This window comes from Mesorhizobium sp. WSM4813, from assembly GCF_055811555.1.
The window spans coordinates 81,337-93,338 of sequence record NZ_JBVVQU010000017.1 but is presented as its reverse complement, the minus strand read 5'-3'; the positions used below and the strand labels follow the sequence as shown (position 1 = coordinate 93,338).

Below are 12,002 nucleotides of genomic sequence, written 5' to 3'. Positions count from 1 at the left end.
CATGGAACCCCGCATCTCAATCATCACCATCGCCGTCGACGATCTCGAGCGCGCCACGCGCTTCTACGAGGCGATGGGCCTGACCCCCCACGCCGGCATCACCGACGGCGTCACCTTCTTCCAGATGGGCGGCGTCATTCTCGGCCTGTTTCCGCGCGAAAGCGCCGAAGCGGATTCAGGCATCATTTTCGGCACGGCGCCGTCGGCGATCTACCTCGCCTACAACACCCGCTCCGACACGGAAGTCGATCACGTGCTTGCGATGGCCGAGAAGGCCGGCGGTCGTATCGTCAAGCCGGCCGGCCGCGCCTTCTGGGGCGGCTGGTATGGCTATTTCGCCGACACGGAGGGGCATGTCTGGGAAGTGGCGCACAATCCGGCTTTTCCGATCGCGGAAGACGGCAGCATCTCGCTGCCGGGCTGATCCCACTGCCAGATGGCATATCGCAAGCAACTGACGCGACTGAAGGCACCCTATCTCAGGCGCATCCTGATCGAGCCCAGCCGTGTCGCGGATTGGGAAAAATATCCCTGGACCCTGCCAATCTTCCGCAGCCACGATTTCGAACTGGAATTCACGACGCCGATCACCATCATCGTCGGGGAGAACGGCACCGGCAAATCGACATTGCTCGAGGCGATCGGCGCGCTGGCCGGATACGATGAGGCCGGCGGCGGCAGGGGCTACATGCCCATCGACCACTCCCGCGCCATCGACAAGAGCGGAGCAGCACTGGCGGAAACGCTGCGCGGCCACTGGCTGCCGAAGGTCACCGCCGGCTGGTTCTTCCGCGCCGAATCCTTTTACTCCGTGGCCCGCTATCTCGACCAGGCCGCCATCGACGCCCATGCGGCGCCGCCCGATTTCCTGTCCTGGTCGCATGGCGAGGGTTTCATCCGCTTCTTCGAGGAGCGCTGCCGCCGGCAAGGCATCTACATCCTCGATGAGCCCGAAAGCGCCTTGTCGCCGACGCGCCAGATCGAGCTCCTCAAGATGCTGCGGCGGATGGATCTATCAGGCACGGCGCAAGTGATCATGGCGACGCATTCGCCGCTGCTGATGGCCTGTCCCGGCGCGCGGCTGTTCCGCATCAGCCGGTTTGGCCTCGACCCGACCGATTTCCACGATACCGATCATTTCCGCATGATGCGCAGTTTCTGCAACGACCCGGATGGTTTTCTCGCCGAAGCTCTGTATGAGGACGAGGCATGAACCACGACGCCTACGACAATGCCTATATCGCCGGCATCCTCAATTCGGTGAAGACCATCGCGATGGTCGGCGCGTCCGCCAATGATGTGCGGCCGAGCTACTTCGTGCTGAAGTACCTGCTGGGCAAGGGATTTTCGGTGTTCCCGATCAACCCCGGCCAGGCCGGCAAGGAAATCCTTGGCCGGATGACCTATAGCAGGCTCGCCGATGTTCCCGAGCCGATCGACATGGTCGACGTTTTTCGCGGCTCCGCGGCAGTGCCGGGCGTCGTTGACGAGGTCTTGCGGCTCGATCCGTTGCCGAAAGTCATCTGGATGCAGCTTGGCGTGCGCCATGACGAGGCGGCCGCGCGCGCCGAGGCCGCCGGCATCAAGGTGGTGATGAACCGCTGCCCCAAGATCGAATATGGCAAGCTGTCGGGCGAAATCGGCTGGACCGGCGTCAACTCAGGCGTGCTGTCGTCGAAGAAGCCGCAGATGCGGCCGGGATTCCAGAGCTTCGGGGTTCGCCAGAAGTAGACGGAAAGTTATTCCGGTACTTGGCGCATTTTCTCGTGCCTCGGTCACAGAACGTGCATCGACGGGCATTTTCTTCTTTGCATTCGCGACCGGGCTTCGCCAAGAATGCCCGGCGATTTCCAGAAGGTTCAAAAGGGAGGTATTCGATGACCCGTACGCCCGGTTTCAACACGCTCGCCGTCCATGCGGGTGCCAAGCCCGATCCGGCGACCGGCGCGCGTGCCACGCCGATCTACCAGACGACCTCCTTTGTCTTCGATGATGCCGACCATGCCGCTTCGCTGTTCGGGCTAAAAGCCTTCGGCAACATCTACACCCGCATCATGAACCCGACGCAGGCGGTGCTGGAAGAGCGTATCGCGGCACTCGAAGGCGGCACGGCGGGGCTGGCCGTGGCGTCGGGCCATGCCGCGCAGGTGCTCGTCTTCCATAATCTGATGCAGCCCGGCGACAATTTCGTCTCCGCGACAAGGCTTTACGGCGGCTCGATCAACCAGTTCGGCCACGCCTTCAAGAATTTCGGCTGGCAGGTGCGCTGGGCCGACACCAACGACATCTCGACCTTCGAAAGCCAGATCGACGAAAAGACCAAGGCGATCTTCATCGAGAGCCTGGCCAATCCGGGCGGTGTCTTCGTCGACATCGAGAAGATCGGCGATATCGCCCGCAAGCACGGCCTGCCGCTGATAGTCGACAACACGCTGGCCTCGCCTTATCTGGTGCGGCCGATCGAGCATGGCGCCGACATTGTCGTGCATTCGCTGACCAAGTTCATCGGCGGCCACGGCAATTCCATCGGCGGCGCGATTGTCGATGGCGGCACCTTCGACTGGTCGAAATCCGGCAAATATCCGATGCTGTCGGAGCCGCGCCCCGAATATGGCGGCCTCGTCCTGCACGAAACCTTCGGCAATTTCGCTTTCGCCATTGCCGCGCGCGTGCTCGGCCTGCGCGACATGGGCCCGGCGATCTCGCCCTTCAATGCGTTCCTGATCCTAACCGGGCTGGAAACCCTGCCGCTCAGGATGCAGCGCCATTGCGACAATGCGGTCACCGTCGCCGGCTGGCTGTCCAACCACCCAAAGGTCGCCTGGGTGTCCTATCCCGGCCTGCCCAGCGACAACAACAACGCGCTGCAGAAGAAGTACTCGCCGCTTGGCGCCGGTGCCGTGTTCACCTTCGGCCTGAAGGGCGGCTATGCGGCAGGCATCAAATTCGTAGAGGCGCTCGAACTGTTCTCGCACCTTGCCAATGTCGGCGACACCAAGTCGCTGGTCATCCACCCGGCATCGACCACCCACCGCCAGCTGTCCGACGAGCAGAAGGTTGCGGCAGGCGCTGGGCCGGATACGGTCAGGCTCTCGGTTGGCATCGAGGATGTCAACGACATCGTCGCCGATCTGGAACAGGCTCTCGCCAAGGTCTGATCCCCGCTGGAAGGAGTTTCCATGACCGCGCCGACATTTCTCTCCGTCAATGTCGAAAGCGTCGAACCGGAACTTGGCGCGCCGGCGTCGGATCGCGTGATCTCTGGCGATCCGAAGTTTCGCACCTGGAATGTCGAGGAGCGGGACGGCGGGCTCTATGCCGGCATCTGGGAGGCGACGCCGGGCAAATGGCGCATCGAGTACGACGAGTGGGAGTTCTGCCGCATCCTGTCAGGCGTCTCGGTGATCGCCGAGGAGAGCGGCGAGGCGCGCACCGTCAGGGCCGGCGACAGTTTCGTGCTCAGGCCGGGCTTTAAGGGCAGCTGGGAAGTGCTTGAAACGACCCGCAAGGAGTACGTGATCAAGCTTTGATCATTTGTCCGGTGTGCACGACGAGCGTTTCCAGCCCGTGGAAATGATAGGTATCGCGAAAGCGCGGCTGTCCGACCAGATGGAGCTGGGGTAGGCGCTCGAACAAGGTTTTCAGCGATACCTGCAATTCGAGCCGGGCGAGCGGCGCGCCGATGCAGAAATGAATGCCGGCGCCGAACGAGAGGTTCTTCTGGTCCGCACGATTCGGCCGAAAGGCGAGGGGTTCGCCAAACGCAGCCGGGTCGTGATTGGCCATGCCGAGCAGCAGGCCGATCGTCTCGCCCGGCCGCACCACGATATCCGGAGCGACCTCGATTTCCTCATACGCGTAGCGCGTGAACATGTGCAGCGGCGCATCGAAGCGCAGGCATTCCTCAACGGTCGCCGCAGTGGCTTCCGTAGAAACGAAGAAGCGGCGCGGGTCGCCGCCTTGCGCGAGGATCGAGCGCACCGCATTGCCGGTCTGGTGAACGGTTGCCTCGTGGCCGGCGTTGAGCAGCAGGATGGCTGAGGATATCAGCTCGTCCTCCGAGAGTTTTTGGCCACCCTCTTGTGCCGCGATCAGCAGCGACAGGAGATCGTCGCCGGGGTTTTTGCGCCGCTCGGCTACATAGCCGCGCAGGAAATCGGAAAAATCCTGTGCCGCGCGATTGGCCGTCTCTTCCGTTTCGCGCGTGCGGCCATGCATGTACATGGCGACCATCTGATGCGACCAGTCGAGCAGTTGCGGCCCCATCTCGACCGGCACGCCGAGCATTTCGGCAATGATTGTGATCGGCAAAGGCGATGCGAAGGCTGGCAGCAGGTCGACCTGGCCCGGTTCGAAACGGTCGATCAACCCGTTGGCGAGCGCCTCGACACGCGGCCTGAGCCGCTCGACCTGACGCGAGACGAAGGCGCGGTTGACCATCGTTCTGAGCCTGGTGTGCACGGGCGGCTCCAGCTCCAGCATCGAATTGGCCTCGATGCCGTCGAATGCCCTGAGATGCGTGCGGTCCTGGCCGACGGCCCGGTTGTCAGGGATGCCGGCCGGGTTCTGGCGGCCGAAGCGGCGATCGCGCAGCAGCCGATTGACGTCGTCGAAGCCGCCAAAGCACCAGAAGCCGAACTCTTCCCAGAAGAAGGCGTTCGATGCGCCGTGCATGAAGGCATAGGCCTCATAGGGGTTCTGGTAGAAAGCAGGCTCGTGCGGGTCGAGTCGCACATGGCGGGTGGAGGGATCGAAGGCAAGATAGGTCGGCTTCAATTTGGTCATGCCAGACAATTAACGCGGCTTGCCAGCTTGGCGCCAGACCGTATGTTGACGCCCGATAGTCCAAAGCACTGAGCCAGCCGAAGCGGCTGCGGAAAGACTGACTTGATGAATGTGATCGTGGTTGGCGCAGGCATTGCAGGGCTTTCGACGGCCTGGTCGCTGGTAAAGGCCGGGCACCGGGTGTCGATCGTCGAGCAGGGACCGATTCCCAATCCGCTTGCCGCCTCGGGCGACCATCACCGCATCATCCGCCGCGCCTATGGTGCAGCGGCGGGTTATGGCCAGCTGATCACCGAAGCCTATGAGGCCTGGGACGAGATGTGGGCCGATCTCGGCGAAAACCATCTCGATCCGCGCGGCTTCATCTGCATTTCGCGGGAGCCGGGAGACGAAGCCGAAGAATACCGCGAAGGCATGGAAGCCGGGAACTACCCGTTCGAACTATTCGGGCCGGACGCCGCGGCTAAACGCTGGCCCTTCCTGGAGCCCGGCTCGTTCCGCTACGCATATTTTTCGCCGGAGGGTGGTGCGCTGCATTGTCGCAAGATTGCCTCCCGCCTCGCCGAATGGCTGCGGACCAACGGCGCCAACGTATACGAAAACAGCAAGGTGACGGAGGTCGACGCCGAGGCCGGCCGCATCGTGCTTGGTAGCGGCGAGACGATGCAGGCCGACCGCATCGTCATCGCCGCCGGCGCCTGGGTGCTGAAACTGTTTCCGGAACTGGGCGGCGACCTGAAGACCTGGCGCACCGCGCTTGCCTATGTCGAACCGCCGGCGGATCTGAAAGCGGCATGGCAGGCAGCCCCGGTCATCCTCGATGTCGGCGGCGCTGTCGACGGCCACGTGATCCCGCCGTCCGGCGGCGCCGGCATGAAATTCGGCTCAGGGCTGCACAGGGTGCCGACCAGCGACGCCGACTGGAACCGCCAGCCGGTGGCGGGCGAGGGCGAGGCGATTCGCGACCTGTTTTCGCCGCCGATCGCCCGTGTCGAAGAATACAAGATCACCGAGGTCGTCACCTGCGCCTATACCTTTACCGCCGACGAAAAATTCCTGGCCCACCAGAAAGGCAAGTGCCTGATCGTCTCGGCCTGTTCCGGCCACGGCTACAAATTCGGCGCGGCGGTCGGCCGGCGTGTTGCAGCTTCCATCGGCGATGGCGATGTGGACGGTCTAAAGAAATGGCTGCGGGCCGAGGTGGCCTGACCTAATACCGGCAGTGCCGCGGAATCTGCACGCGCCGCCAGCTGGTCGAGCCTTCCTGCACCCTCACCCGGCGCGCCACCCTCTGGTATGACGGCGCGATCTCAGTGATGCGCCGCCGCTCCGGTCGCACCAGCACTTCTCGGGCAACGCTCTCATACTCGGCTGGGAGGACAACCCGTCGGGTGCGCTCGGGTTCAACGACGATTGTTTCGGCGACACGCGCGTGGCGGGCCTTGCGCCAGACCTTGCACAGCACCTTGCGGCCGTGGATGACGCGCCATTCCCACGCATAGCCGCCATCATCGACCTTGACCATGTGGTAGACGGTGCGGGTGATGGCTGGCACGACCTCGTATGTGACGCGGGGCGGTGCGATCTGCTCGACGCGCTCAACCGCGCCATAAATCGGTGGGTCGTAGTCGACCACCTGGCCGCCGGAGCTGACCAGCACGTTTTCATAAACCGTATCGTAGACGGACGGCCTGTTGACCCGCTCGTAGCATTCCACGGCGCGCCCGCCGGCAGCCGTTTCGGACACCATGCCGAGAACGGCAAGGCTGGCGATGGCCAAGGAAGCATTTTTCCCGATCATGGCACTCCCCCTGTTTGAACCTTCAGCGCAAGTTCAACGTTGAATTGTATGGGAAGCCGTGTCGCGGGAAAGCGGTTTCGAGATATTTCGTTTAGCACGCGGTTAAGAAACTGCTACTCGGCAGCGCGGCTCAAGCGCAGCAGATGGCTGCCGGCGCAGCTTCGGGCGAATTCTGTGCAGAAACCTTGATTCGACTTAACCGGATGGCTAGGAGGGGCGGCCTTGCGCTAGGGTGAGCCGACATCCTATTTACAGGACAACGATCCAGAACCGATTCTGCCCGACTTGCTAATCTCCCGGCGCCGGAATCCCATCTTCAATAAGGGATAGTCCATGAAGAACCCCGTCGAAACCTACATGAACCTCGTTCCGATGGTGGTCGAACAGACCAATCGCGGCGAGCGGGCCTACGACATTTTCTCGCGGCTCCTGAAAGAGCGCATCATTTTCATCACCGGTCCGGTCGAGGACGGCATGGCGACGCTGGTCTGCGCGCAGCTCCTGTTCCTCGAAGCGGAGAATCCGAAGAAGGAAATCAACCTTTACATCAATTCGCCCGGCGGCGTCGTCACCTCGGGCATGGCGATCTACGACACCATGCAGTTCATCAAGCCGGCGGTGGCGACGCTGTGCATCGGCCAGGCGGCCTCAATGGGTTCGCTGCTTCTCACCGCAGGCGAGAAGGGTATGCGCTTCGCCACCCCGAACGCCCGCATCATGGTCCACCAGCCTTCCGGTGGTTTCCAGGGCCAGGCTTCCGACATCGAGCGCCACGCCCAGGACATCATCAAGCTGAAGCGCCGTCTCAACGAGGTCTATGTCAAGCACACCGGCAAGAGCTACGACGAGATTGAAAAGACGCTCGACCGTGACCACTTCATGACAGCCGACGAGGCGAAGGATTTCGGCCTCATCGATAAGGTCATTTCGACGCGTGAGCCGATCGAAGGTCTCGCCATATAAGCCTGGTGGCGGTTGGATAGTGGGAAAACACGCTTTTGATGCGGCTTGCGGCATTTCGGCCACAATTGGCTGTTCCCTCGACGGGAGCAATTGCCTACGTTAAGCCTATGTTGATTTTCGACGGCTTAGCTTTGTGCGGGGTTGGTGCGAATCATTGCGACGTTTTCTGATATGTGTTTCGTACGGAATGCGTCGCGGGAGCCGGAATACTGGCGGCGGATTTCCCGCGATAGATTGAGATATGCGCCCTTTCAACCAGACCATCGGCGGGCGGCTATGAAAGGACATGAAAATGAGCAAGGTCGGCAACAACGGCGGTGATTCCAAGAACACGCTTTATTGCTCGTTTTGCGGCAAAAGCCAGCACGAAGTCCGCAAGCTGATCGCCGGCCCGACGGTGTTCATCTGCGACGAATGCGTCGAGCTCTGCATGGACATCATCCGCGAGGAGAACAAGACCTCGATGGTGAAGTCCCGCGAGGGCGTGCCGACCCCGCAGGAGATCCTCAAGGTTCTTGACGATTACGTCATCGGCCAGCCCTACGCCAAGCGCGTGCTGTCGGTGGCCGTCCACAACCACTACAAGCGCCTCGCTCATGCCGGCAAGAACAATGACGTCGAGCTGGCGAAGTCCAACATTTTGCTGATCGGCCCGACCGGTTGCGGCAAGACGCTGCTTGCGCAGACTCTGGCCCGCATCATCGACGTGCCGTTCACGATGGCCGATGCGACGACGCTGACCGAGGCGGGCTATGTCGGCGAGGATGTCGAGAACATCATCCTGAAACTGTTGCAGTCGGCCGACTACAATGTCGAGCGCGCCCAGCGCGGCATCGTCTACATCGACGAGATCGACAAGATTTCGCGCAAGTCGGACAATCCTTCGATCACCCGCGACGTGTCGGGCGAAGGCGTGCAGCAGGCGCTGTTGAAGATCATGGAAGGCACGGTCGCCTCCGTGCCGCCGCAGGGCGGCAGGAAACATCCGCAGCAGGAATTCCTGCAGGTCGACACCGCCAACATCCTGTTCATCTGCGGCGGCGCCTTCGCCGGGCTGGACAAGATCATCTCGGATCGCGGCCGCAAGACCTCGATCGGCTTCGGCGCCACCGTCGCTTCGCCCGAGGATCGCCGCACCGGCGACGTTTTCCGCCTGGTCGAGCCCGAGGATCTCTTGAAGTTCGGCCTCATTCCCGAGTTCGTCGGCCGTCTGCCGGTCCTGGCGACGCTGGAGGACCTCGACGAGCCGGCGCTGATCCAGATCCTGACCGAGCCGAAGAACGCGCTGGTCAAACAGTATCAGCGGCTGTTCGAGATGGAGAATGTCGACCTGACCTTCCACGAGAATGCGCTGTCGGCGATCGCAAAGCGCGCTATCGAACGCAAGACCGGCGCGCGCGGCCTGCGCTCGATCATGGAAGCGATCCTGCTCGACACGATGTTCGAGCTGCCGGCGCTGGAAGGCGTGCGCGAAGTGGTTATTTCGGAAGAGGTGGTGTCCGGCAACGCCAGGCCGCTCTACATCTATTCCGAGCAGAAGGAAAAGAAGGGCAACGTCAGCGCCTGACGTGAGCCCTTGCAGTGGAGTTCTTCAAACGGCGCCGTGAGGCGCCGTTTTGTTTTGCGGACGGCCGACTTGTGATGAACGGATTGTGACAGATTGGATGAACGGTTTCGTGTTGACCCTTGATCTTTGCCCCCCGTGCCTCCAACTAACTGAGGAAGGCCGGGGTGCCGAATTCTGTGCTGTAAAACTCCCGTCACAAACGGTGGTAGGCGGAACGATCCTCGGTCGTTAATATGAGATTCGCGGTTGGCCGATTGGCGGTCGCGACATGAAAGGTTGGACAATGGCCAAAATATCCAAGGCTCCCAGCGACGGCGTCTTCGCAGTCCTCCCACTGCGCGACATCGTGGTGTTCCCGCACATGATCGTTCCGCTCTTTGTCGGGCGTGAAAAGTCGATCAAGGCGCTGGAGGAGGTGATGGGTCAGGAAAAGCAGATCCTGCTTGCGACCCAGATGAATGCCGCCGATGACGATCCCGAGTCCGATGCCATCTTTGACATCGGCACGCTCGCCAATGTGCTGCAATTGCTGAAGCTGCCGGACGGCACCGTGAAGGTGCTGGTCGAAGGTGCGTCGCGCGCGAAAATCGTGTCGTTCACCGACCGTCCCGACTTTCACGAGGCCCACGCCGCAGCACTGGTCGAACCGGATGAGGAAGAGGTCGAGGTCGAGGCGCTGGCCCGTTCCGTCGTCACCGACTTCGAGAACTACGTTAAGCTGAACAAGAAGATCTCGCCCGAAGTGGTGGGCGCCGCCAGCCAGATCGACGACTATTCCAAGCTCGCCGATACGGTTGCATCGCATCTTGCCATCAAGATCCCCGAGAAGCAGGAGATGCTGGCCACGCTTTCGGTCAAGGAACGGCTGGAAAAGGCGATGGGCTTCATGGAAGCCGAAATCTCCGTCCTGCAGGTCGAGAAGCGCATCCGTTCGCGCGTCAAGCGCCAGATGGAGAAGACGCAGCGCGAATACTACCTCAACGAGCAGATGAAGGCGATCCAGAAGGAGCTCGGCGAGGGCGAGGACGGCCGCGACGAGGCCGCCGAGATCGAGGCGCGCATCAAGAAGACCAAGCTCTCCAAGGAGGCCCGCGAAAAGGCGGAAGCCGAGCTGAAGAAGCTGCGGACGATGTCGCCGATGTCGGCTGAATCGACCGTCGTGCGCAATTATCTCGACTGGATCCTGTCGATACCGTGGGGCAAGAACTCCAAGGTCAAGCAGGATCTGGCCTTCGCGCAGAACGTGCTCGACACCGACCATTTCGGCCTCGACAAGGTCAAGGACCGCATCGTCGAATATCTCGCCGTGCAGAGCCGCCAGAAGAAGCTGAAAGGGCCGATCCTATGCCTCGTCGGGCCACCCGGCGTCGGCAAGACCTCGCTCGGCAAGTCGATCGCCAAGGCGACCGGCCGCGAGTTTATCCGCATGGCGCTGGGCGGCGTGCGCGACGAGGCCGAAATCCGCGGTCACCGGCGCACCTATATCGGTTCGATGCCCGGCAAGGTCATCCAGTCGATGAAGAAGGCGAAGAAGTCCAATCCGCTCTTCCTGCTCGACGAGATCGACAAGATGGGCCAGGATTTCCGCGGCGACCCGTCGTCGGCCTTGCTTGAGGTGCTCGATCCGGAGCAGAACTCGACGTTCATGGACCACTACCTCGAGGTCGAATACGACCTGTCGAGCGTGATGTTCGTGACGACGGCGAACACGCTGAATATCCCTGCGCCCTTGATGGACCGCATGGAGATCATCCGTATCGCCGGCTACACCGAGGACGAGAAGATCGAGATCGCCAAGCGCCACCTGATGCCCAAGGTGATCCGCGATCACGCGTTGCAGCCGAAGGAGTTCTCCGTCGGCGAGGACGCGATCCGCGGCATCATCCAGACCTACACTCGTGAAGCGGGCGTCAGGAGCCTGGAGCGCGAGCTGATGAAGCTCGGCCGCAAGGCGGTGACCGAGATCCTGAAGACGAAGAAGAAGACGGTCGACATCACGGCGGACAATCTCGCCGATTACCTTGGTGTTCCGCGCTTCCGCTTCGGTCAGGTCGAGGCCGACGATCAGGTCGGTGTCGTCACCGGGCTCGCCTGGACGGAAGTTGGCGGCGAGTTGCTGACGATCGAAGGCGTCATGATGCCAGGTAAGGGCCGTATGACGGTGACCGGCAATCTGCGCGATGTGATGAAGGAATCGATCTCGGCGGCGGCCTCCTACGTCCGCTCGCGGGCTATCGATTTCGGCGTCGAGCCGCCGCTGTTCGACAAGCGCGACATCCACGTCCACGTGCCCGAGGGAGCAACGCCCAAGGACGGACCGTCGGCGGGTGTCGCGATGGCGACGGCGATCGTCTCGGTGCTGACCGGCATTCCAGTCAGGGCCGATGTGGCGATGACCGGCGAGATCACGCTGCGCGGCAGGGTGCTGCCGATCGGCGGGCTCAAGGAGAAGCTGCTTGCAGCGCTGCGCGGCGGCATCAAGAAGGTGCTGATCCCGGAAGACAACGCCAAGGATCTGGCGGAGATTCCGGACAACGTGAAGAACGGTATGGAGATCGTTCCGGTCGCGCGGGTCGGTGAAGTCTTGCGCCATGCGCTGGTGCGTATGCCGGAGCCGATCGACTGGGTCGAACCAGCCAATGCGCCGGCTGCGGTGGATGCCGGAGACGACGCCAGCAAGTCGCTAGCTCATTAGTTCTTTCTAAAGTTGCAATGCACAACGGAGAGCCGGGCCTGGCGCCCGGCTTTTTCATGTGAAAAACCCCGGAATTCCGGGGTTTTTTCGACTCTTTTGACGCTTTTCGACTTGGTTGCGGAAGCGCTTCTTTCTAAAGTCCGTTTCCTGCCGGATGAGTCGTACGTTCCGGTTTCTCATGGAAGGGAATT

General features: G+C 61.9%; 11 protein-coding genes. 9 read left to right on the top strand and 2 right to left on the bottom strand.

Going from position 1 to position 12,002, the window contains the following annotated elements; all coding sequences use genetic code 11:
• Position 1 precedes the first annotated feature (1 nt).
• The 5 genes from AC0L25_RS12280 (at position 2) to AC0L25_RS12260 (ending at position 3,530) form a co-directional block, all read left to right on the top strand.
• Entirely contained in the window at positions 2–424 is a 423-nt protein-coding gene (locus AC0L25_RS12280) for a VOC family protein (protein ID WP_473595725.1), read from the top strand.
• A 12-nt stretch (positions 425–436) separates the two neighbouring features.
• Positions 437–1,213, top strand: a complete 777-nt coding sequence (locus tag AC0L25_RS12275; protein ID WP_473595724.1) for an AAA family ATPase — start codon at positions 437–439, stop codon at positions 1,211–1,213.
• The gene (locus AC0L25_RS12270) at positions 1,210–1,731 is read left to right on the top strand and encodes a CoA-binding protein (RefSeq protein ID WP_473595723.1); all 522 of its coding nucleotides are present in this window, start codon (positions 1,210–1,212) and stop codon (positions 1,729–1,731) included. The genes AC0L25_RS12275 and AC0L25_RS12270 overlap by 4 nt, the downstream gene beginning before the upstream one ends.
• A 146-nt stretch (positions 1,732–1,877) precedes the next feature.
• Complete coding sequence (locus AC0L25_RS12265; protein ID WP_473595722.1) at positions 1,878–3,158, top strand: O-acetylhomoserine aminocarboxypropyltransferase; 1,281 nt, start codon at positions 1,878–1,880, stop codon at positions 3,156–3,158.
• Positions 3,159–3,179: 21 nt separating this feature from the next.
• Positions 3,180–3,530: a cupin domain-containing protein gene (locus tag AC0L25_RS12260; RefSeq protein ID WP_473595721.1), complete on the top strand. Its 351-nt coding sequence runs from the start codon at positions 3,180–3,182 to the stop codon at positions 3,528–3,530.
• Here AC0L25_RS12260 and AC0L25_RS12255 read toward each other — a convergent pair.
• Positions 3,520–4,785 carry a cytochrome P450 gene (locus AC0L25_RS12255; RefSeq protein ID WP_473595720.1) on the bottom strand — a complete coding sequence of 422 codons (1,266 nt, stop codon included), beginning with the start codon at positions 4,783–4,785 and terminating at the stop codon, positions 3,520–3,522. The genes AC0L25_RS12260 and AC0L25_RS12255 overlap by 11 nt on opposite strands.
• Positions 4,786–4,890: 105 nt before the next feature.
• Here AC0L25_RS12255 and AC0L25_RS12250 point away from each other — a divergent pair, with 105 nt between their 5' ends.
• On the top strand, positions 4,891–5,994 hold the full coding sequence (locus tag AC0L25_RS12250) for an NAD(P)/FAD-dependent oxidoreductase (RefSeq protein ID WP_473595747.1): 1,104 nt from the start codon (positions 4,891–4,893) through the stop codon (positions 5,992–5,994).
• A gap of 1 nt (position 5,995) precedes the next feature.
• Here AC0L25_RS12250 and AC0L25_RS12245 read toward each other — a convergent pair whose 3' ends face one another.
• A complete protein-coding gene (locus AC0L25_RS12245; protein ID WP_473595719.1) occupies positions 5,996–6,586 on the bottom strand; it encodes a hypothetical protein in 591 nt (196 codons plus the stop codon).
• A gap of 333 nt (positions 6,587–6,919) precedes the next feature.
• Here AC0L25_RS12245 and clpP point away from each other — a divergent pair, with 333 nt between their 5' ends.
• The 3 genes from clpP to lon all read left to right on the top strand — a co-directional run bounded on the left by clpP (position 6,920) and on the right by lon (position 11,811).
• Positions 6,920–7,549 carry an ATP-dependent Clp endopeptidase proteolytic subunit ClpP gene (gene clpP, locus AC0L25_RS12240; protein WP_473595718.1) on the top strand — a complete coding sequence of 210 codons (630 nt, stop codon included), beginning with the start codon at positions 6,920–6,922 and terminating at the stop codon, positions 7,547–7,549.
• Positions 7,550–7,841: 292 nt separating this feature from the next.
• Positions 7,842–9,116, top strand: coding sequence for an ATP-dependent Clp protease ATP-binding subunit ClpX (gene clpX, locus AC0L25_RS12235; protein ID WP_029353486.1), 1,275 nt, complete (start codon positions 7,842–7,844; stop codon positions 9,114–9,116).
• Between the two features lie 283 nt (positions 9,117–9,399).
• Positions 9,400–11,811, top strand: a complete 2,412-nt coding sequence (gene lon / locus AC0L25_RS12230) for an endopeptidase La (protein WP_473595717.1) — start codon at positions 9,400–9,402, stop codon at positions 11,809–11,811.
• Positions 11,812–12,002: the final 191 nt, after the last annotated feature.